The sequence below is a fragment of the Streptomyces violaceoruber genome (assembly GCF_033406955.1).
Taxonomy (GTDB): domain Bacteria; phylum Actinomycetota; class Actinomycetes; order Streptomycetales; family Streptomycetaceae; genus Streptomyces; species Streptomyces violaceoruber.
The window spans coordinates 4,431,783-4,450,387 of the sequence record NZ_CP137734.1 but is presented as its reverse complement, the minus strand read 5'-3'; the positions used below and the strand labels follow the sequence as shown (position 1 = coordinate 4,450,387).

Below are 18,605 nucleotides of genomic sequence, written 5' to 3'. Positions count from 1 at the left end.
CGGGCGGCGTGGCGGAAGCCGATTCTCGTCACCCGCTCCACGAAGGGGGCCCGGGTCACCGGCCGGGGCCCTACTTGTCGTCTCTCAGGGTTCACCTCGCCGACGCGGCAGTACGGTGAACCCGTGACCTCCTTACCGGAAGAATCGCCGTCGCTGATCGGCGAAGACGACCGCGAGGCAGCCGTGCGACGCCTGCGGGAGGCGTACGCGGAAGGACTCATCGCGCACGAGGTGCTGGACGGGCATCTTCACCGAGTGCTCAGCGCACGGACGCAGAGCGAACTCGCGTCCGTCGTGGTCTCGCTCCCGGCGGAGCAACCGGGGAGCACGGCCACGATCGCCGCCGCCGGGGGACGGATCAAGCGGCACGGTGCGTGGCGGGTGCCTCGTGTGCTCAAGGTCGAGTCGGCGTATGGAAGGGTGCGCCTGGACCTGTCCCGGGCGGTCATCGAGCACCCGGTCGTCGACATCGAGCTGCGACTGGGAACCGGCGGGGCCGGAATCACCGTGCCTCGTGACGCGGTGGTCGACGTCGAGGGCTTGAGCACGGGCTGGAAGGACCTGCGCTACAAGGTCCCGCGGCGTTCCCGCCCGGGCGGGCCGACGATCCGGATCTCCGGGGCCATGGGATACGGACGCTTGAAGATCCGCCACGCCCGGCGTTGAACGTTCACACCTCGCCGTCCGCCGACCGTGTCAGGTAGGCGTGGTTGTCCTCGATGAGGTGGTCCAGCGCGTCTCTGGCGGCGACGAGGCCGTCGATGTCCTCGGACAGCCGGGCTCGCTCGCGGCCCATGATCTCCAGTGCCTGCCGCGCCCTGCCCTCGCTCGGCTCGGACATGCAGGGCACCATCTCGACGAGGGTGCCGCTGGACACGCCCGCCGCCAGGAACGCCTGCACCAGGCGCACCCGCTGGACGTGCTCCTCCTCGTAGTGACGCTGTCCGCTGGGCGAGCGGGAGCTGACGAGCAGGCCCTGCTCCTCGTAGTAGCGCAGCGATCGGCGGCTGGCTCCCGTCCGGGCGGACAGTTCACCGATCCGCATGCCGGACTCCTCTCCTGCCGATGACTCACTTGCCCCTCACATCGATGTGAGCTTTTACGTTACCTCCATGCTGAAGCTCATCTTCATGATCAACCGCGCCGAGGGCATGTCCTACGAGCGTTTCGTCGACCACCACCGGAACCGGCACGCGCCGCTGTTCACCTCCATCCCGGAGGCGGAGCGCTACGTGCGCAAGTACGCCGTGTCGCACCCGGTCCCCGCCGAGAACTACCCGCCCCGGGCCTATGACGGCCTCACGGAGATCTGGTTCGAGGACTGGGCGGACCACGACGCCTTCTTCGCCTCCGCCAACTACCGGACGCTGGTCAACCCCGACGAAGCGCGCTTCATCGACATGGGCTCCGTGGCCGTGATGGTCACCGAGGAGAAGGCGGTCATCTGACGGTGTGCGGACCCCTGGGTCGCGCCGCCCGAGGGCGGGCAACGCCTGCGCGGCGGTGCCGAGGCGGTCGGGGTGGTGCCGGCCCACCCGCGCGCCTGGCCCGCCTTCTCAGCAGCCGCCGGGGGAGGCGGGGGTGCCGATGCCGATCTGCAGCGTGGCCGGGGCCGCGCAGCAGCCGCCGCCCTCGTCGCTCCGTGCGGCGTCGGGCTCGTCGAACAGGCCCGCGCCGCCGCACACGCCGGTCTCCGGCAGGGTCAGCTCCACACGCTCGGCGGCCTCGTGGTCGCCGGCCAGGGCGGCGGTGACGGAGCGGACCTGCTCGTAGCCGGTCATGGCGAGGAAGGTCGGCGCTCGGCCGTAGGACTTCATGCCGACCAGGTAGACGTCCTGCTCCGGGTGGGACAGCTCCCGCACGCCGTGCGGGTAGACCGTGCCGCAGGAGTGGACGTTCGGGTCGATCAGCGGGGCCAGCGCGGTCGGGGCCTGGAGGCGTTCGTCGAGGCCGAGGCGGAGCTCGGAGAGGAAGGTGAGGTCGGGGCGGAAGCCGGTCAGGACGACGACCTCGTCGACCGCGTCCAGGCGGCGGCCGTCCTCGGCGACCAGGACCAGCCGGTCGCCGTCCCGCTCGACCGCTTCCGTACGGAACCCGGTGACGGCGCTCGCGTGCCCCTGCTCCACCGCCGCCCTGGCACGCAGGCCGAGGGCGCCGCGGGCCGGGAGCTGGTCGGCCTCGCCGCCGCCGTACGTGGCGTCGCCGATGCCCCGGCGCAGGATCCAGACCGCGTGCGTGTCCGCCTCTTCCCCGGCCAGGTCGGCAAGGAGGGCGAGGGCGGTGAAGGCGGAGGCGCCGGATCCGACGACCGCCGTGCGCTTGCCGGCGTACCGGGCCCGTACGGCCGGGTCCTTCAGGTCGGGGACGCGATAGGCGACGTGGTCCGAGGCGGACTTCTCACCGAGGGCGGGGATGCCGTTCGCACCCATCGGGCCCGGTACGGACCAGGTTCCGGAGGCGTCGATGACGGCGCGGGCGGCGATCCGCTCCTCGCCGCCGTCCGCCGTCTCGATGTGCACGGTGAACGGCTGCTCCTCGCGGCCGGAGTCGACGATCCGGTCCCGGCCGGCGCGGGCCACGCCGGTGACGGTGGCTCCGTAGCGGACCTGGTCGCCGAGGACGTCGGCGAGCGGCTGGAGGTACCGCTCGGCCCAGTCGCCGCCGGTCGGGTACGTCGCCCCGTCGGGGCGGAGCCAGCCGGTGGGGGCGAGCAGCTTCTCGGCGGCGGGGTCGGTGACCTCGGCCCAGGGCGAGAACAGCCGGACGTGCGCCCAGTCCCGTACGGCCGTCGCGGCCGACGCTCCGGCCTCCAGCACCAGCGGCTCGATGCCCCGCTCCACGAGGTGTGCGGCGGCGGCCAGGCCGACCGGGCCGGCTCCGACGACCACGACGGGCAGGTTCTGCTTCTCCATGGCGGTGCTTCCTTCGGTTCGTTGCTCGGGTGGCCGGAGTCGGAGCGGTGGACGGCTCGGCGGAGGGGTGCGTGCGATGCCGACGCGAGCTGCCTCAGCTCCTTGTTTTGATATTTGTCGATGACTTGTGGCGTCAGCATGGCACCTGGTTCGATGGACGTCAAGATAGACATTCATCGAAGCCAGGAGCCCGTGAGCCATGGAGTACGTCGACGACACGACGGTCGGGGGTGGCCGTCCGCTTCGTCCGGCAGCGCCCACCGGGGCCGGCCGCCTGCCTTCGCGCCCACTGAGCCCGGACACCCTGGTTCGACGTGTGTCAACATAGACGTATGTCGAACGTCAAGGCGCTGCCGCTCCTGGAACCCGAGGCCCCCGACGCCGCGGTGGTGCCGTGCTGCCCGCCGTTGAGCGAGCGCCCCCTCACCGCCGAGGAGGCCGAGCGGACGGCGCGCATGTTCAAGGCGCTCGGGGACCCGGTACGGCTGCGTCTCTTCTCATCCGTCGCCTCGCACGAGGGCGGCGAGGCCTGCGTGTGCGACATCTCCGACGTCGGCGTCTCCCAGCCGACCGTCTCCCACCACCTGAAGAAGCTCAAGGAAGCCGGCCTGCTGACCTCCGAGCGGCGCGGCACCTGGGTCTACTACCGGGTCGAGCCGTCGGTGCTGGCGGCGATGGGGCAACTGCTGACCGTCCGGTAGCCCGCCCCGGCCGGGCCTGTCGTCATCCCCGTGTCCGCGCCCTTGCGGCCGATCGCACGCGGATCACCTTGACGCGTTGAGGAGTTCGGCGACAGCGCGGGCCGCGTCGCGGGCCGGACGCCCGACGCCGATGAGGGTGGCGGAGGCGGGGCCGGTCCAGTCGCCGTAGCCGAGGAGGTGCAGGCGTGGCTCGTCCGCGGCCTGCGTGCCCACCGTGGCGATGTGCCCGCGCCGGCCGCGCAGGCCGAGGGGCGCCAGGTGCGAGAGGGCCGGGCGGAAGCCGGTGCACCAGATGACCGCGTCGACCGGCGCCCGCGTGCCGTCGGCCCAGACGGCACCGTCGCGGTCCAGGCGCTCGAACATCGGGGACGCCTTGAGCCGCCCGGCGTCCCGGGCCTCGCGCACCGGCGGTACGGCGACGATGTCGCCCAGCGATGCGACGCCTGCGGTGTCGGCGCGGCCGGCGTCGAGGGCGCGATGGGGGTCCCCCCGCTCGAGCGAAGCCGAGAGTGGGGGAGGGCGGTGGCCGCGTCGAAGAGGGCACGGCCGTCGATGTCGTCGGCGAGGTAGCGGGGCGGGCGCCGGGTCACCCAGGTCAGCTCGGTGTCGTACGCGAGGTCGGCGGCGATCTGGGCGCCCGAGTTGCCGCCCCCGACGACGATCACGCGCCGGCCCGCGAAGTCCTGCGGTCCGCGGTAGGAGACGGTGTGCAGTTGACGGCCCGCGAAGTCGCCGCGGCCCGGGACGGCGGGGAGGAAGGGACGCCACCAGGTGCCGGTCGCGCTGATCACCGCGCGGGCGTGCCAGGTGCCGGAGTCGGTCTCGACCCTCAGCAGCCGTCCCTCGTCGTGTACGCCGGTGACCTGGACCGGCCGCCGCACGGGGAGGCCGTACCGCTTCTCGTAGTCGCTCAGGTACGCCACCACGTGCCCGGCCTCCGGGTACTCCTCGCCCGGCTGCGCCGGCATGAGGCGGCCGGGGAAGGAGGAGAAGGCGGCGGGGGAGAACAGGTGGAGCGAGTCCCAGGCGTGCCGCCAGGCCCCGCCCGGGGTGGCCCGGGCGTCGAGGACGACGAAGTCCAGGCCCTGGCGGCGCAGGTGGTAGCCGGCGGCGAGCCCCGCCTGGCCGCCGCCGATCACCACCACGTCGGTGTGCTGTGTCATGCCACCCGTGCCACGCCTGCCGCCTGCACCTCCGGGGCCGTCCGCACCTCCCGCGCCGTCCGCACCTCCCGCGCCGCCGCCGTGCCCGTGATGCGCCGGACCGTGCGGGTGCATCAGTGGCCCCTGCCCTCAGTGGCCGGCGCGGACGGGGTGAACTTCCTGCGCCAGGCCAGGGACACGTAGACCAGGCCGATCAGGACGGGCACCTCGATGAGCGGTCCCACGACGCCGGACAGGGCCTGGCCGGAGGTGACGCCGAAGGTGGCGATGGCGACGGCGATGGCCAGCTCGAAGTTGTTGCCGGCGGCGGTGAAGGCGAGGGTGGCCGTGCGGTCGTAGGCGAGGCCGATCGCCTTGCCCAGCAGGAAGGTCCCGGCCCACATCACGGCGAAGTACACCAGCAGCGGCAGTGCGATGCGGGCGACGTCGAAGGGCTGCGAGGTGATGGTCCTGCCCTGGAGGGCGAAGAGGATGACGATCGTGAAGAGGAGGCCGTAGAGCGCCCAGGGCCCGATCTTCGGCAGGAACCGGGACTCGTACCTCTCGCGGCCGAGCCGCTTCTCGCCGATGCGACGGGTGAGGAAGCCGGCCAGCAGCGGGACGCCGAGGAAGATGACGACGTTCAGGGCGATCTTCCATATGGAGATGTCCAGGTGCTCGCCGTCGCCCAGGCCGAGCCAGCCGGGCAGCAGGTCGAGGTAGAACCAGCCGAGCAGGCCGAACGCCAGCACCTGGAAGACCGAGTTCAGCGCGACCAGGACGGCGGCGGCCTCGCGGTCTCCGCAGGCGAGGTCGTTCCAGATGATGACCATGGCGATGCAGCGGGCCAGGCCGACGATGATCAGGCCGGTGCGGTACTCGGGCAGGTCGGGCAGGAAGATCCACGCGAGCGCGAACATCACCGCCGGGCCGACGATCCAGTTGATCACCAGCGACGAGGCCATGAGCCTGCGGTCGCCGGTGACGGCGTCGAGCTTGTCGTAGCGGACCTTGGCCAGGACCGGATACATCATCACCAGCAGGCCGACGGCGATCGGCAGGGAGATGCCGCCGATCTCGACCTTGGCGAGGGCGTCGTCGAGGCCCGGGACGGCCCGCCCCAGGCCGAGCCCGACGGCCATGGCGATGAGGATCCAGACGGCGAGGAAGCGGTCGAGCGTCGACAGTTTCGCGACGACGGAGGGCTCCTCCGCGGTCGTCGCGGGGGCTTCGGTGCGGGTCACGGACAGGCCCTCTTGTTCTCGGCGGCGGTACGGGCGGACTCGGCCAGGCCGGCGAACCGGCCGGCGAGCGAGGCGATGACGTCCGGGCAGAGCTTGTAGTACGTGTAGCGGCCGCACGGCTCGGTCTCGACGACGCCGGCCTCGCGCAGCACTCTCAGGTGGTTGGAGAGGTTGGTCTGCCGGGCGCCGGTCTCCTCCACGAGGTGGGTGGTGCACAGGGTCTCCCGTGCGAGCAGGGTCACGATCCGCAGCCTGAGCGGGTCCGCCAGCACCCGGATCAGGTCAGTGTCGACTGACGTCATCATGCGCTGATACTGTCACATCAGTGGCGGCTGACACCATCGGGTGCTGACGTCATGCGCGCCTGATGCCGTCGCGAGACAGAGAGACCTCCTGATGCCCGACAAGCCTTCCGTGCTCTTCGTCTGCGTCCACAACGCCGGCCGCTCGCAGATGGCCGCCGCGTGGCTGACCCACCTGGCCGGGGACCGCGTCGAGGTCCGTTCCGCCGGCTCGAACCCGGGCGAGAACGTCAACCCCGCCGCCGTCGAGGCGATGCGCGAGGTCGGCATCGACATCTCCGCCGAGGTGCCGAAGATGCTGACCGTGGACGCGGTCAAGGAGTCCGACGTCTGCATCACCATGGGCTGCGGCGACACCTGCCCGGTCTTCCCCGGCAAGCGGTACCTGGACTGGCAGCTGGCGGACCCGGCCGGCCAGGGCGTCGCGGCCGTCCGCCCGATCCGCGACGAGATCAGGGTGCTGGTCGAGGGCCTGATCAAGGAGATCGCGCCGCGGCCGCAGTCCTGAGCGCGGCCACGGACGTCCGCAACGTCGTCATCATCGGCTCGGGCCCGGCGGGCTGCACCGCGGCCCTCCACCCCGCCCGCGCCCGGCTCCGGCCGCTCGTCCTCGGCGGAGCCAGGTACCGACGGCCGCCTTCGTCGGCGGTGCGCCCGCCACGACGACCGAGGTCGGAAACCCTGCCGGCTTCCCGCACGGATTCGCTGCTGTGCGGGAAGGCCGGGCCGGCGTCACGTTCGGCGGATGAAGCCCGGAAACCCGGGGGGTCCGTGGCGCCTTCCGGAAGTACTCGCGCGCCGCTGTCGATCCCGTCGCGTCCCGTTCGACATCTTGATGTGGGACGCATCGCCAGGAACCCACAGGACCTGATGAGGGAACGCATGGATCAGCTACTGCGCGTACAGAACTTCACCGTCTCGCGCGACGGCGTCGCCGCCGGCGAGGACCAGAGCCTGGAGCGGCCCTTCGGCCACGACGTCGATCCGGGGCAGCTCTTCGCCTGGGCCGGTGCCACGGCGAACTGGCCCAACCGCACCGAGCCGGGCGGCACCCGGGGCCTCGACGACTACTTCACCCGGGACTTCAGCCACCACATCGGCGCCGAGATCATGGGCCGCAACAAGTTCGGGCCCCAGCGCGGCCCGTGGCAGGACCACGAGTGGCAGGGCTGGTGGGGTGACGAGCCGCCGTTCCGGACGCCGGTGTTCGTCCTGACCCACCACGCGCGTCCGTCGTTCACGCTCTCCGACACCACGTTCCACTTCGTGGACGGTGATCCCGCCACCGTGCTCGCGCAGGCGCGGGAGGCCGCACGGGGCAAGGACGTCCGGCTCGGCGGCGGTGTGACCACCGTCCGGGAGTTCCTCGACGCCGGCCTCGTCGACACCCTGCACGTGGCCGTCGCGCCGGTGACGCTCGGGTCCGGGCTGCGCCTCTGGGACTCGCCCGAGCAACTGCTGGACCGCTACCACATGGAGGTCGTGCCCAGCCCGAGCGGCGTCACGCACCACCTCTTCTGGCGTCGGTGACAAGAGGGGTACGCCCGGTCCGGAGGCGAGTCGGCGCGGCGTCTCGACGCGCCGGCCGCCGCCCGGGCCCGGAACGCCGTGGACGCGTCACCGTCCCGGGACGGTGACGGCCCCTCCCGCCGCTGATCTATCTTGGCGGCCATGCAGGCATACACGATCGGCCAGGCGGCCCGGCTGCTCGGCGTGAGCCCGGACACCGCGCGGCGGTGGGCGGACGCGGGCCGGGTGGCGACCCATCGCGACGAGGCCGGGAAGCGGCTCATCGACGGGAAGGACCTGGCCGCCTTCTCCGTGGAACTCGCGCAGAGCGGGAGCGGTGAGGAGGACGCCTCCTGGACCTCGGTGCGCAACGCCTTCCCCGGCATCGTCACCGCGATCAAGCTCGGTGACGTGGCGGCCCAGGTGGAAATCCAGGCCGGTCCGCACCGGCTGGTCTCACTGCTGACCCGGGAGGCCGTGGAGGAGCTGGGGCTGGAGGTCGGGGTGGAGGCCACCGCCCGCGTGAAGTCGACGAACGTGCACGTCGACCGGGCCTGAGCCGGCCGGACAGCGCGCCGTACGAACGCACATGCCAGGCGAAGAGATCGATGCTCCCGCTCATGCGAAGCACCAGAAGACTTTCGGCTTGCATCTGCGGCAGTATGCTCGGCGTGTGTTCTGTCCCTGACCTTCGCCCTGCCCTTCGGGCCCCGACCTTCGGGAGTGGACTCGTGATGAACCGTTCCGCGCGCCGGATCCGCCGGACGCTTCAGGTGACCGGCGCGGGTGCCGCCGCGCTGGTGGCCCTGAGTGCCTGCTCGTCGTCGGACTCCGGCGCGGCCTCGTCGGGCGGCGGTTCGGACGGGCTGTCCGGGACCGTGAACGTCTTCGCCGCGGCCTCGCTGACGGAGAGCTTCACCGAGTTGGGCGAGGAGTTCGAGAAGCGGCACCCGGGCACCGAGGTCGTCTTCAACTTCGGCGGCAGCGACTCGCTCGCCGCGGGCATCACCAGCGGGGCACCGGCCGACGTGTTCGCCTCCGCCAGCCCCAGGACCATGAAGGCCGTCACGGACGCGGATGCCGCCGCCGGGACGCCGGTCGCCTTCGTCCGCAACCGGCTGGAGATCGCCACCCTGCCCGGCAACCCGGACCGGGTCGCCTCCCTCAAGGACCTCACCGGATCGGACCTCAAGGTCGTCCTGTGCGACAGGACGGTGCCGTGCGGAGCCGCCGCCCAGAAGGCGCTCACCGCCGCCGGTCTGAAGCTCACCCCGGCCTCCTACGAGGAGGACGTGAAGTCGGCGCTCAACAAGGTGGTCCTCAAGGAGGCCGACGCCGCGGTCGTCTACCGGACGGATGTGAAGGCGGCCGGTGACAAGGTGGCGGGCGTGGAGTTCCCCGAGTCGGCGAAGGCCGTCAACGACTACCCGATCACCTTGCTCAAGGACGCCCCCAACGCGGACGTCGGCCAGGCGTTCATCGAGCTGGTGCGGTCCGCCGCGGGGCAGAAAGTCCTGACCGCGGCCGGGTTCACGGCGCCGTGACCACTCCGCACCGGACCGGTGCCTCGGCCGGCCCCCGCGCGGGCGGGTCGCGCACGGGTGGGTCGCGCGCGGGCGGGTCGCGGCGCCGCCAGGTCCAAGGCGGTGCTCCGCTGCCGCTGCTCGTGCCCGCGCTGATCGGCCTGGCGTTCCTGGTGCTCCCCCTCGTCGCCCTGCTGATCAGGGCCCCCTGGGCGAGCATGCCCGAGCTGCTGACCAGCACCGAGGTGTGGCAGGCGCTGCGCCTGTCGCTGATCTGCGCCACGGCGGCGACCGTGGTGAGCATGGTGATCGGCGTACCGCTGGCCTGGCTGCTGGCCCGAGTGGAGTTCCCGGGACGCGGTCTCGTCCGGGCCCTGGTGACGCTGCCGCTGGTGCTGCCGCCGGTGGTGGGCGGTGTCGCCCTGCTCATGGCACTGGGCCGCAACGGCGTCGTCGGGCAGTGGCTGGACTCCTGGTTCGGGATCACGCTGCCGTTCACCACCACCGGCGTGATCCTCGCGGAGGCGTTCGTGGCGATGCCGTTCCTCGTCATCAGCGTCGAGGGCACCCTGCGCGCCGCCGACCCCCGCTACGAGGAGGCGGCCACCACCCTCGGCGCCTCCCGCTTCACCGCGTTCCGGCGGGTCACGCTGCCGCTGATCGCGCCCGGGATCGCCGCCGGTGCCGTGCTGGCCTGGGCGCGGGCACTCGGCGAGTTCGGGGCGACGATCACCTTCGCCGGGAACTTCCCCGGCCGCACCCAGACCATGCCGCTGGCGGTCTACCTCGCCCTGCAGAGCGACCCGGAGGCGGCCGTCGCCCTCAGCCTGGTACTGCTGGCCGTGTCCGTCGCCGTACTCGCCGGACTGCGCGACCGCTGGATGACCGCCTCATGACCGACACCGAGAAGAACACCGGGAAGAACACCGGTAGGAACACCGGGAAGAACACCGCGCGGGCGAGCACGGCCGCCGGGGACCGGGCTGTCGACGGAGGGCTCGACGCGCGGCTCGTCGTCGAGCGGGGCGGCTTCCGACTCGACGTGGCCCTGACCGCGGCCCCCGGCGACGTCGTCGCGCTGCTGGGCCCGAACGGCGCCGGGAAGACCACCGCCCTGCGCGCCCTCGCCGGTCTCGTCCCGCTCTCGGACGGTCATCTGCGGCTCGACGGCGCGGAGTTGGACCGTACGCCGCCGGAGTCCCGGCCGGTCGGGGTCGTCTTCCAGGACTACCTGCTCTTCCCGCACCTGACCGCGCTCGACAACGTGGCCTTCGGGCCGCGCTGCCGGGGCGCGACCAAGGCGCAGGCCCGGACGCAGGCCGCCGCCTGGCTGGAGCGCCTGGGTCTCGCCGGGCACGCCGCCGCCAAACCGCGCCGGCTCTCCGGCGGCCAGGCCCAGCGCGTCGCCCTCGCCCGCGCCCTGGCCACCCGCCCCCGGCTGCTGCTCCTCGACGAACCGCTCGCGGCCCTCGACGCCCGCACCCGCCTCGACGTCCGCGCGCAACTCCGCCGCCATCTGGCCGACTTCGAGGCCGTCGCCGTGCTGGTCACGCACGACCCGCTGGACGCCATGGTCCTCGCCGACCACCTCGTCGTCGTCGAGGACGGCCACGTCGTCCAGGAGGGCACCCCCTCCCACACCGCCCGCCGTCCGCGCACGGACTACATCGCCCACCTGGTCGGGCTCAACCTCTACCGGGGCCGCGCCGAGGGCCACACGGTACGGCTCGAGGGCGGGCCCGCGATCACGACCACCGAGGAGCTGACCGGGCCGGCCTTCGTCGCCTTCCCGCCCAGCGCCGTCACCCTGCACCGGGAGCGTCCCACCGGCTCCAGCGCCCGCAACGTCTGGCGCTGCGAAGTGGCCGGTCTGGAGACCCACGGCGACCAGATCCGCGCCGACCTCACCGGTGACCTCCCCCTCGCCGCCGACCTGACCACGCTCGCCGCCGCCGAACTGGACCTGCACCCCGGCGCCACCGTCTGGGCCGCGGTGAAGGCCACGCAGACCCACGCCTACCGCGACTGACGCGTGGGCGCCGCCGACAGGCGGCGCCCGGCCGTCAGGGGGTGTACAGCGACTGCACCCTGGTGACTCGGCCCTGGCCGTCGAAGCTCAGGTCGTAGCCGAGGAGCGCACGGTCCGAGGAGGGCCGGGCCGTCAGGCGGCTGACGAACTCGTCCTGGGCGTACGCGGCGGGGTGCTTCGCGTCGCCGAGCGGGACCGACAGGAGCACCTGGGCGTCCTCGGTCATGCTCACCTCGGTGTAGGGCCCCTCGCCCGGGACGATCACCCATGCCTCGAACTGGGGGTGGGGCTTCTTCTCGGCGGGCCGCACCGACAGGTAGGTCCGTCCGTCGCCGGTCCGGGCGTCGTCGATCTGCACGAACTGCTTGGTGCCCGCCCAGCGGGCCGCGGTGGCGCTCGCCGCGGTGGCGCTCGGCGAGGTGCTCGGGGCGGTCCCGTCCGGCGACGGGGCAGGCGCCTCCGAGGTCACGGACGCGGTGGCGGCGGCCGCGGCCTGTCCGTCGTCCGGTCCGCCGCAGCCGGTCAGGGCCAGCAGGCCGACGGTGAGGGCGGTGAGGGCGGTGAGGCAGCGGACGGTGGTGGTCCGGCGGTGTGCGACGCGCATGATGAAGTCCCCCCAAGGACGTGGTGCGTTCTGGATACGCACTCTCTACGCGCCGGCCCACCCGTCGGGTTGCATCCTGATGCGGGTTTTCCCGCGGGATCAGTCGCCGAGCCAGTACGCCTCCCGCAGCGAGTGCACGCGGCCCTCGCCGTCGTAGTCGATCGCGAAGGCCCACTTCCGCCCGGCGGCCAGCCGGTCCAGCAGCTCGTCCAGTCGCAGGTCCGCCGGGTTCCCGCCGGACAGCCGCCGTGCTTCGACCGGCGTCCCCCGCGGCAGGGTCAGCGTGTGCACCTCGCCCGTGGGCGTCGCCCCGCCCCGCACGGTGCGCAGCGGCTCGACGGTGACCCGCACCGTGTCGCCCTCCGCCACCGCGTCGTACACGTAGGCCAGTTCCTCGGCGTACTCCACTCCCGGAGCGGGCACCGGCGGCACGAAGGGCGAAGCGGCCGCCGTCGGGAGGACGGCGGGCGGCTCGGGGTCCCGGGCGGCCCGGACCAGCGACAGGCCGCCCAGGGCCACCGCCGCGGCCAGCAGCGCGCCGCCGGACGCCAGTGCGGCCCGCCTGCGGCGCAGGCGCTGCTCGCCGCGCGCCCGGATCCGCTCCGGGGCCGGCGGCGCCGCGTGCCGGCGGCCCGACTCGGCGAGGTCCGCCAGGGACTCCTCCAGTCCGGGCAGCGGTCCTGGCCCCGCTCCTGGGCCCGGTCCTGGCCTGTCAGCCATGTCGCACCTCCGGCAGGCGACTCGTCCGCGGATCCAGCTCGGTGTCGGACAGGAGCCGGGCAAGCGCCGCCCGGCCCCGGCTCAGCTGCGCCTTGACCGTACCGACCGGACTGCCGACCTCGGCGGCCACCTGCTCGACCGTCAGGTCGCACAGGTGGTGGAGCACCACGGCCCGTCGCTGCGCCTCGGGTATTTGCCGCAGCGCCTGGACCAGCAGCACGTGGTGCGGTTCCGGGGGCGGAACGGGGGCCGGCGGTCCCTGGCGCCGGGCGAAGGCGAGCGCGGTGCGCACCTTCCGCCACCGACTGACCGCCAGCCGCCAGGCCACCGTGCGCACCCACGCCTCGGGGGCACCGTTCAGATCCAGCTCCGTCCGCCGTTCCCAGGCCCGTGCGAAGGCCTCCTGGACCACGTCCTGTGCCTCGGCGAGGTCGCCCGTCATCGCGTACAGGTGACCGATGAGCCGGCCGACGCTCTCGGCGTAGAAGGCGTCGAACTCGTGCGTGTCCGCACCCCGGCCGGTGCGCGGTTCGTCTGGTGGTCGCATGTCTCCCCCGTCAGGCTGCACGGTGCCATCCGGCCGCCTTCCGCCACAAGGAGCCCGCGTCGTCGGCGCCGGTCCGTCCGCGCACCGGCCCCCGGCAGCCTGGCGGGCCGGAACACTGCCGGAAGCCGTACAGGCGGGGGCGTCGCGGCCGGTGGCACCATGCGCGCATGACCGTCGGCCAGGAAGTGAGCGTCCGCTCCCCGCGCAGGCGGCCCCTGTGGGTGTGCGTCGGGGTGGGCGCGGCCGGGGCCGTCCTGGCCGCGGGGCGCCTGGTGTACTCGGGTGCGTTCGCGGACTGGTGGGTGGGCGGCGGGCTGCTGGCCGCTCTGGTCGGCGTCGCATTCCTCCACGGGGTCACCCTCGAGGTGGGCGCCGACGCGTACGGCGTGCGCTACGGCTCGCTGCTGCGCCGTCACCGGAGCATGCCGTGGGACGACATCGCCGACCTGCGCGTCCACATCCAGTACGGGCGGCACGGGGAGGAGTACTTCCGCGTCGGTGTGCTGCTGCGCGACGGGCGGACGCGGCGGCTGCCGCTGCCGGTGTCCGGATCCCGGGACGACCGGCCGGACTTCGACGCGACGCTGGACGCGCTGCGCGCCCTGCACCGTCGGCACGGAAACCCCGAGTCGGACCATCTCGCCGTCATCTCCAGGCGGACCGCGGGGCGGGGCGCCGCCGGGCCGCTGTTCCTGTGCCTGCTGCTGCTCGCGGGGGCCGGGCTGGCCGCGTGGTTCGTCCCGGTCACGGGGGCTGCGAAGGAGGCGTGGGACTCGGCGGTCCCGTGCGCCGCCGGGGCGGCGTCCGCGGAGCGCGGCGCGTGCCTCACCACCCGGCCGGCCGTGATCGCGCGGACCGAGGTGGGCCGGGCGAAGCAGCCCAGCCGGCTCTACTTCACCGACGGCCGGCCGGTGGACCGGCTCACGGTCTCGCGGGAGGGCGCCCAGGGGTTCCGGGCCGGTGACCGCGTCGAACTCACTCTGTGGCGCGGTCAGGTGAGGGTGGTGGCGGCGGAACACCACGTGTGGCGCGAGCACTTCACCAGCGCCGGTTCGGTGGCCGTTCTCGCCGCCGGGCTCGCCCTCGCGGCCGGGTATCCGGGTGCCCGGGTGCTGGTGCACCGGCGCGGGCGCCGGCTTCCCGACGACGAGGTGCTGCCGTCGGCGCTGCCGTTCGCGGGCGTTCTGGTCGTCACCGCGCTGTGGCTGCTGCCGTTCTGCTACGTCCACCCCATGGGCCCGCCGGCTTCCCCCGGGCCCCTCGCCTGGGCGGCCGCGGGCTCCCTGATCACCTTGGGCCTCCTCGTCCTGGCGTGGCGCGCGACCCGGATCCGCCCGCCGCGGGCCGCCACGAAGGCCCCGTCGACCGGGACGGCCGGGGCGACCGGAGCCGTGCCCCGGGAGGCCGCCGGCGACGTGTTCCTCACCGCCCGCTTCCTGGAGAGCACCGACTACAACCCGAACCACTTCGGCACCCATGTCGTGCTCGGCGACGGCCCGCCCGCCGTCGTCCCCCACCCCGGGCCGGGGCGGTTCGCGGCGAGGCCCGTCCCCGCGCACCGGCTCACCGTCAAGGGCGTACGGCGTCCGCGCGGCGGCGACGGCGACGGCGTGCCCCGCGGCTGGCACGTGGCCGAACTCGACGACGCGGGCGAGCCGGTCCGCCTCGCGGCGGCCCCGGCCGACCTGACCCGCATCCTGCACGCCCTGGGCGCGGCGGGAGCCGCCACGGACACCGGGGCGGCGGGACTGCCCGGACTTCCGCCCGAAAGGGGCCCGCGATCACCTCTGTTCGACTGAGCACGGCGGACTGGTGGCTCATCGCCTTCGGCGCCACCGTCGTCTACACGGCCGCGATGTACTGGTGCATGCCGACGTCCAAGGCCCGGCTGCGCATGTTCGCCGCCCCGCTGGCCGGCTGGCTGTTCCTGCTGCCCGACGCCACGGTGAAGGGCTACTCCGTCCCGCACACCCTCTACGTCTACAGCGGTGTCCTGCTCACGTTCGTCGTCGTGCTGGCGCCGATCGCCAGGAAGGTCGCGGCCGACATCCGGGAACAGGAGGAGAAGCCCTGGGACAAGGTCCCCCTCAACACCTTCTCCCTGTACTGGATGATCGGGTCGGGCACGGCTTGCACAGGAGCCGGGGCCTGTTTCTGGGAGTACCTCGCCCACGGGTGAGCCGTAGCCCCGCCGAGTTGTCCGCGAACTCCCCCGGGATTGTCCGTGATCGGTAACGGAGGGATCCCGCGGCGGGTTTCTCCCGTCCTGTCATGTGGTCCCCGACGCGACGGGGACCGGCGGCGAGCAACTACGCGAAGGCGGGGCGGCGGACATGGCGCGGCACGGTGGTGGACGGGGCTGGTACGGCAAGGTGGTCGGGGCGGCGCTCGGTGTGACGATGCTCGCCGTCGGCGCCTCGGTGTGGACCGCGCAGGCCGACTCCGTCGGCGGCGGCCCGACGCCGCGGGCGTCCGCGTCGGCCACGCCGGGCGGCGAGGCCAAGCCCGTCGACATCGGCATCGCGCACGCCTCGGACGCGGGGCCGAACGGCGTGAACATCACCATCGACGACGGCCCCGACCCCGCCTGGACGCCTCAAGTGCTCGACCTGCTGGAGGAGTACGGCGTGAAGGCCACCTTCTGCATGACGGGCCTTCAGGCCGAGGCCCACCCGGACCTCGTGAAGGACGTCGTCGCGGCCGGGCACCGGCTGTGCGACCACACGGTGTCGCACGACACCGCCATGGACAAGAAGTCCGAGGCCTACCAGGCCAAGGAGATCCTCGACGCCGAGCGCATGATCATCGAGGCGTCCGGGGGCGTGCGTCCGGTGTACTACCGGGCCCCCGGCGGGGCGTTCACCCCCTACAGCCGCAAGCTCGCCGCCTCCCACGGCATGCGCCCGCTGGGCTGGAACGTGGACACCAAGGACTTCGAGCGGCCGGGCTCGGACGCCATCGTCGCCACCGTCAAGCGGGAGCTGTCCAACGGCCCGACCATCCTCTTCCACGACGCCGGGGGCGACCGCACCCAGACCGTCGAAGCCCTGCGGCAGGTCCTGCCCTGGCTGAAGGAGCAGGGCCGCACCTTCGGGTTCCCGGTGCGCTGAGCACGGCGGTCACTCAGACCGTCGGGGCGGGCTCCGGGACGTGGGCCACGACCGGACGGCGCCGGGTCGGCATGCCCAGGGTCGGGTTGGCGACGCCCCAGGCCGCGGACTTGCAGACGAGTTCCTTGTAGAGGGCGGCGATCCGTCCGGTCAGCGCCCCGCGCACGGCCCGGTCGTCGGCGGTCACGTACTGGATCAGGCCCTGACCGCGGCCCAGCGAGCGAGATGCACTGGTTGAATTGACTAGCTCCTCGGGCTGAAGCCCGAGGATTCTGGCCTTCCCGGCAGAGTTCCGTGCCGCTACGCGGCACGGGGTTCGGTCGGGAGTCCGTGGCTTCCTGTTTCTTCGCGCTGTGCCGGGATTGCTCCCGGTCTTACCGGCGCTCCGCAGGCCGATGCCGCCAGTCCGGCGGCCTGTTTCACGTTGATCGCAGCGTTGTGGTCCCGGTCGTGGACGGTGCCGCAGGCGGTGCAGGTCCATTCCCGGACCTGCAAGGGCTTGGGCCCGTCCTTCACCCCGCAGGTGGAGCAGGTCTGGGAGGTCGGTTCGAACCGGCCGATCACGACCAGGGTGCGGCCGTACCGCTCAGCCTTGTACTTGAGCATGCCGACGAAGGAGGACCATCCCGCGTCGTGCACGGACTTGGCCAGCCGGGTCCGGGCCAGTCCCGCCACCGACAGGTCTTCCACGGCGATCCCTTGGTTCTCGGAGATCAGCCGCGTGGAGAGCTGGTGGTGGAACTCGCGGCGCGCGTCGGCGACCTTGGCGTGGGCGCGGGCAACCTTGAGGCGGGCCCTATCGCGGTTCTTCGATCCCATCTGTTTGCGGGACAGCTCCTGCTGGGCCTTCTTCAGCTTCTTCTCCGCGCGCCGCAGGAACCGCGGAGAGCCGATCTTCGTGCCGTCGGACAGGACCGCGAAGTGAGTGAGGCCGAGATCGATACCGACGGTGCGGTCGGCGTCGGGCATCCGAACCCGGTCGGCAGCAGGGTCGGTGTCGACGACGAAGGAGGCGAAATACCTGCCTGCCGCGTCCTTGATCACGGTGACGGACGTGGGGATGGTGGGCAGGGTGCGGGACCACTTCACCTTCACCGCACCGATCTTCGGCAGGTTCAGCCTGCCACTGTCGGTGATGCTCCAGCGGGCGTTGGCGGTGAACCGGATGGACTGCCGGGCATCCTTACGGGACTTGTAGCGGGGCGGGCCGACCCGGGGGCCCTTGCGGGTGCCTTTCAGGGAGGCGAAGAAGTTGCGGTACGCGGTCTCGGCGTCGCGAAGGGACTGCTGGAGCACTACTGCGGACACCTCACCCAGCCAGGACCGCTCGGCTGTCCGCTTCGCCTCGGTGATCAGCTTCCGGGACAGTCCGGCGGCCGTCTGAAAGGGCCGGCCGGCCTTGCGGGCGTCCTCACGGGCACGGACCACGTCGTTGAACACGACCCGGGCGCACCCGAACGCCCTCGCCAACGCGAGACGCTGACCGGCGTCCGGGTACACCCGAAACGCGTACCGAAGCTGCATGCGAAGATCGTACGAAGAGGCCGCCCCATGCGTAACCGGTACACTCGTTCCCATAATCGCCACGGCGCGGGCGCCCTCGAACGCCTTGGCGCGGGCCGGGACCTTCCCGCCGCCGTCGCCGATCGACACGGCGTCCTCGGTGAGCAGCCGGACCAGCGGTTCGGTCCGGCCGCTGGTGGCCGCCGCGAGGAACTCCTCCACGATCCGCCGGGCCGCGGCCGCGTCGACCTCGGTACGGGCCCTGCCCCGCGCGACGCGCTTCCTGGCCCGGTGCAGGGTCTGCTGGCTGGCGTCCTCCGTGATGTCGAGGATCGCGGCGATCTCCCGGTGCGGGTAGCCGAAGGCCTCACGCAGGACGCACACCGCCCGCTCGCCCGGTGCGAGCCGCTCCAGCAGGGCGAGGACCGCCAGCGAGACCGACTCGCGCTGCTCGGCCGTCTCCGCGGGACCGAGCATCGGGTCCCCGGCGAGCAGCGGCTCGGGCAGCCACTGGCCCACGTAGGTCTCCCGGCGGGCGCGGGCCGAGGTGAGCTGGTTGAGGCACAGGTTGGTGAGCACCTTCGTCAGCCAGGCCTCGGGAACCTCGACGCGTGCGACGTCGCCGCCTGCCAGCGCAGGAACGTCTCCTGCACGGCGCCTCCGCCTCGCTCGCCGAGCCGAGGAGGCGGTAGGCGATGGCCTCCAGACGGTGCCTGGAGGCCTCGAACCGTTCCACGTCGCTCACGGTCAGGGCCATGG

Annotated in this window: 20 protein-coding genes and 3 pseudogenes; 12 read left to right on the top strand and 11 right to left on the bottom strand. The window is 72.9% G+C overall.

Translation table 11 applies throughout. The features are described from left to right. Nucleotides 1-123: 123 nt before the first annotated feature. The gene (locus R2E43_RS19965; RefSeq protein WP_106518209.1) at nt 124-666 is read left to right on the top strand and encodes a DUF1707 SHOCT-like domain-containing protein; all 543 of its coding nucleotides are present in this window, start codon (nt 124-126) and stop codon (nt 664-666) included. Nucleotides 667-670: 4 nt separating this feature from the next. Here R2E43_RS19965 and R2E43_RS19960 read toward each other — a convergent pair whose 3' ends face one another. Then, the gene (locus tag R2E43_RS19960) at nt 671-1,045 is read right to left on the bottom strand and encodes a MerR family transcriptional regulator (protein ID WP_003975243.1); all 375 of its coding nucleotides are present in this window, start codon (nt 1,043-1,045) and stop codon (nt 671-673) included. 67 nt (nt 1,046-1,112) lie between these two features. Here R2E43_RS19960 and R2E43_RS19955 point away from each other — a divergent pair, with 67 nt between their 5' ends. Then, complete coding sequence (locus R2E43_RS19955; protein ID WP_136209060.1) at nt 1,113-1,448, top strand: EthD domain-containing protein; 336 nt, start codon at nt 1,113-1,115, stop codon at nt 1,446-1,448. Between the two features lie 108 nt (nt 1,449-1,556). Here R2E43_RS19955 and R2E43_RS19950 read toward each other — a convergent pair whose 3' ends face one another. Beyond that, a complete protein-coding gene (locus R2E43_RS19950; protein ID WP_030870597.1) occupies nt 1,557-2,912 on the bottom strand; it encodes an NAD(P)-binding domain-containing protein in 1,356 nt (451 codons plus the stop codon). Between the two features lie 332 nt (nt 2,913-3,244). Here R2E43_RS19950 and R2E43_RS19945 point away from each other — a divergent pair, with 332 nt between their 5' ends. Next, nucleotides 3,245-3,613: an ArsR/SmtB family transcription factor gene (locus R2E43_RS19945; RefSeq protein WP_003975241.1), complete on the top strand. Its 369-nt coding sequence runs from the start codon at nt 3,245-3,247 to the stop codon at nt 3,611-3,613. Nucleotides 3,614-3,676: 63 nt separating this feature from the next. On the opposite strand, the pseudogene R2E43_RS19940 reads toward R2E43_RS19945, so the two are convergent. The 3 genes and pseudogenes from R2E43_RS19940 to R2E43_RS19930 form a co-directional block, all read right to left on the bottom strand. Beyond that, nucleotides 3,677-4,776: pseudogene (locus R2E43_RS19940) on the bottom strand (ArsO family NAD(P)H-dependent flavin-containing monooxygenase). Between the two features lie 113 nt (nt 4,777-4,889). Further along, nucleotides 4,890-5,999, bottom strand: coding sequence for an ACR3 family arsenite efflux transporter (gene arsB / locus R2E43_RS19935; RefSeq protein WP_332056416.1), 1,110 nt, complete (start codon nt 5,997-5,999; stop codon nt 4,890-4,892). Further along, complete coding sequence (locus tag R2E43_RS19930) at nt 5,996-6,304, bottom strand: ArsR/SmtB family transcription factor (protein ID WP_121717174.1); 309 nt, start codon at nt 6,302-6,304, stop codon at nt 5,996-5,998. The genes arsB and R2E43_RS19930 overlap by 4 nt, the downstream gene beginning before the upstream one ends. A gap of 91 nt (nt 6,305-6,395) precedes the next feature. Here R2E43_RS19930 and R2E43_RS19925 point away from each other — a divergent pair, with 91 nt between their 5' ends. From R2E43_RS19925 to R2E43_RS19900, 6 genes are all read left to right on the top strand, one after another. After that, nucleotides 6,396-6,809, top strand: coding sequence for an arsenate reductase ArsC (locus R2E43_RS19925; protein ID WP_030870603.1), 414 nt, complete (start codon nt 6,396-6,398; stop codon nt 6,807-6,809). A gap of 374 nt (nt 6,810-7,183) precedes the next feature. Next, complete coding sequence (locus R2E43_RS19920; protein ID WP_030870607.1) at nt 7,184-7,831, top strand: dihydrofolate reductase family protein; 648 nt, start codon at nt 7,184-7,186, stop codon at nt 7,829-7,831. Between the two features lie 141 nt (nt 7,832-7,972). Then, nucleotides 7,973-8,368 carry a TOBE domain-containing protein gene (locus R2E43_RS19915; protein ID WP_193485200.1) on the top strand — a complete coding sequence of 132 codons (396 nt, stop codon included), beginning with the start codon at nt 7,973-7,975 and terminating at the stop codon, nt 8,366-8,368. Nucleotides 8,369-8,544: 176 nt separating this feature from the next. Further along, on the top strand, nt 8,545-9,354 hold the full coding sequence (modA, locus tag R2E43_RS19910; protein ID WP_332056415.1) for a molybdate ABC transporter substrate-binding protein: 810 nt from the start codon (nt 8,545-8,547) through the stop codon (nt 9,352-9,354). Beyond that, nucleotides 9,351-10,229, top strand: coding sequence for an ABC transporter permease (locus tag R2E43_RS19905; RefSeq protein ID WP_003975233.1), 879 nt, complete (start codon nt 9,351-9,353; stop codon nt 10,227-10,229). Before modA ends, R2E43_RS19905 begins: the two co-directional genes overlap by 4 nt. Next, on the top strand, nt 10,226-11,362 hold the full coding sequence (locus tag R2E43_RS19900; protein ID WP_332056414.1) for an ABC transporter ATP-binding protein: 1,137 nt from the start codon (nt 10,226-10,228) through the stop codon (nt 11,360-11,362). The genes R2E43_RS19905 and R2E43_RS19900 overlap by 4 nt, the downstream gene beginning before the upstream one ends. A 34-nt stretch (nt 11,363-11,396) precedes the next feature. Here R2E43_RS19900 and R2E43_RS19895 read toward each other — a convergent pair whose 3' ends face one another. From R2E43_RS19895 to R2E43_RS19885, 3 genes are all read right to left on the bottom strand, one after another. Beyond that, nucleotides 11,397-11,966 carry a hypothetical protein gene (locus R2E43_RS19895; RefSeq protein WP_189283166.1) on the bottom strand — a complete coding sequence of 190 codons (570 nt, stop codon included), beginning with the start codon at nt 11,964-11,966 and terminating at the stop codon, nt 11,397-11,399. Nucleotides 11,967-12,065: 99 nt separating this feature from the next. After that, the gene (locus R2E43_RS19890) at nt 12,066-12,686 is read right to left on the bottom strand and encodes a hypothetical protein (RefSeq protein WP_189283167.1); all 621 of its coding nucleotides are present in this window, start codon (nt 12,684-12,686) and stop codon (nt 12,066-12,068) included. Continuing rightward, nucleotides 12,679-13,233, bottom strand: coding sequence for a SigE family RNA polymerase sigma factor (locus R2E43_RS19885; RefSeq protein ID WP_003975229.1), 555 nt, complete (start codon nt 13,231-13,233; stop codon nt 12,679-12,681). Before R2E43_RS19885 ends, R2E43_RS19890 begins: the two co-directional genes overlap by 8 nt. 167 nt (nt 13,234-13,400) lie before the next feature. Here R2E43_RS19885 and R2E43_RS19880 point away from each other — a divergent pair, with 167 nt between their 5' ends. The 3 genes from R2E43_RS19880 (at nt 13,401) to R2E43_RS19870 (ending at nt 16,343) form a co-directional block, all read left to right on the top strand. Further along, the gene (locus R2E43_RS19880) at nt 13,401-15,032 is read left to right on the top strand and encodes a PH domain-containing protein (protein WP_332056413.1); all 1,632 of its coding nucleotides are present in this window, start codon (nt 13,401-13,403) and stop codon (nt 15,030-15,032) included. Between the two features lie 68 nt (nt 15,033-15,100). Beyond that, complete coding sequence (locus tag R2E43_RS19875) at nt 15,101-15,412, top strand: hypothetical protein (RefSeq protein ID WP_136209263.1); 312 nt, start codon at nt 15,101-15,103, stop codon at nt 15,410-15,412. Nucleotides 15,413-15,566: 154 nt separating this feature from the next. Continuing rightward, entirely contained in the window at nt 15,567-16,343 is a 777-nt protein-coding gene (locus R2E43_RS19870) for a polysaccharide deacetylase family protein (protein WP_319130398.1), read from the top strand. A gap of 13 nt (nt 16,344-16,356) precedes the next feature. On the opposite strand, the pseudogene R2E43_RS19865 reads toward R2E43_RS19870, so the two are convergent. The 3 genes and pseudogenes from R2E43_RS19865 to R2E43_RS19855 form a co-directional block, all read right to left on the bottom strand. Beyond that, nucleotides 16,357-16,563 (bottom strand): annotated as a pseudogene (locus tag R2E43_RS19865) (oxidoreductase); the annotation flags it as partial. 80 nt (nt 16,564-16,643) lie between these two features. Further along, on the bottom strand, nt 16,644-17,867 hold the full coding sequence (locus tag R2E43_RS19860; protein ID WP_011029184.1) for an RNA-guided endonuclease InsQ/TnpB family protein: 1,224 nt from the start codon (nt 17,865-17,867) through the stop codon (nt 16,644-16,646). A 57-nt stretch (nt 17,868-17,924) separates the two neighbouring features. Continuing rightward, nucleotides 17,925-18,603, bottom strand: a pseudogene (locus tag R2E43_RS19855) (sigma-70 family RNA polymerase sigma factor); the annotation flags it as partial. Nucleotides 18,604-18,605 lie beyond the last annotated feature (2 nt).

Bases quoted from the DNA above. Each gene is read 5' to 3' on its own strand.
- R2E43_RS19920 (WP_030870607.1), top strand. From the start codon at position 7,184: ATGGATCAGCTACTGCGCGTACAGAACTTCACCGTCTCGCGCGACGGC.
- R2E43_RS19895 (WP_189283166.1), bottom strand. From the start codon at position 11,966: ATGCGCGTCGCACACCGCCGGACCACCACCGTCCGCTGCCTCACCGCC.
- R2E43_RS19890 (WP_189283167.1), bottom strand. From the start codon at position 12,686: ATGGCTGACAGGCCAGGACCGGGCCCAGGAGCGGGGCCAGGACCGCTG.
- R2E43_RS19915 (WP_193485200.1), top strand. From the start codon at position 7,973: ATGCAGGCATACACGATCGGCCAGGCGGCCCGGCTGCTCGGCGTGAGC.
- R2E43_RS19950 (WP_030870597.1), bottom strand. From the start codon at position 2,912: ATGGAGAAGCAGAACCTGCCCGTCGTGGTCGTCGGAGCCGGCCCGGTC.
- R2E43_RS19875 (WP_136209263.1), top strand. From the start codon at position 15,101: ATGCCGACGTCCAAGGCCCGGCTGCGCATGTTCGCCGCCCCGCTGGCC.
- R2E43_RS19925 (WP_030870603.1), top strand. From the start codon at position 6,396: ATGCCCGACAAGCCTTCCGTGCTCTTCGTCTGCGTCCACAACGCCGGC.
- R2E43_RS19885 (WP_003975229.1), bottom strand. From the start codon at position 13,233: ATGCGACCACCAGACGAACCGCGCACCGGCCGGGGTGCGGACACGCAC.
- R2E43_RS19945 (WP_003975241.1), top strand. From the start codon at position 3,245: ATGTCGAACGTCAAGGCGCTGCCGCTCCTGGAACCCGAGGCCCCCGAC.
- R2E43_RS19870 (WP_319130398.1), top strand. From the start codon at position 15,567: ATGGCGCGGCACGGTGGTGGACGGGGCTGGTACGGCAAGGTGGTCGGG.
- R2E43_RS19960 (WP_003975243.1), bottom strand. From the start codon at position 1,045: ATGCGGATCGGTGAACTGTCCGCCCGGACGGGAGCCAGCCGCCGATCG.
- R2E43_RS19930 (WP_121717174.1), bottom strand. From the start codon at position 6,304: ATGATGACGTCAGTCGACACTGACCTGATCCGGGTGCTGGCGGACCCG.
- modA (WP_332056415.1), top strand. From the start codon at position 8,545: ATGAACCGTTCCGCGCGCCGGATCCGCCGGACGCTTCAGGTGACCGGC.
- R2E43_RS19880 (WP_332056413.1), top strand. From the start codon at position 13,401: ATGACCGTCGGCCAGGAAGTGAGCGTCCGCTCCCCGCGCAGGCGGCCC.
- R2E43_RS19860 (WP_011029184.1), bottom strand. From the start codon at position 17,867: ATGCAGCTTCGGTACGCGTTTCGGGTGTACCCGGACGCCGGTCAGCGT.
- R2E43_RS19955 (WP_136209060.1), top strand. From the start codon at position 1,113: ATGCTGAAGCTCATCTTCATGATCAACCGCGCCGAGGGCATGTCCTAC.
- R2E43_RS19900 (WP_332056414.1), top strand. From the start codon at position 10,226: ATGACCGACACCGAGAAGAACACCGGGAAGAACACCGGTAGGAACACC.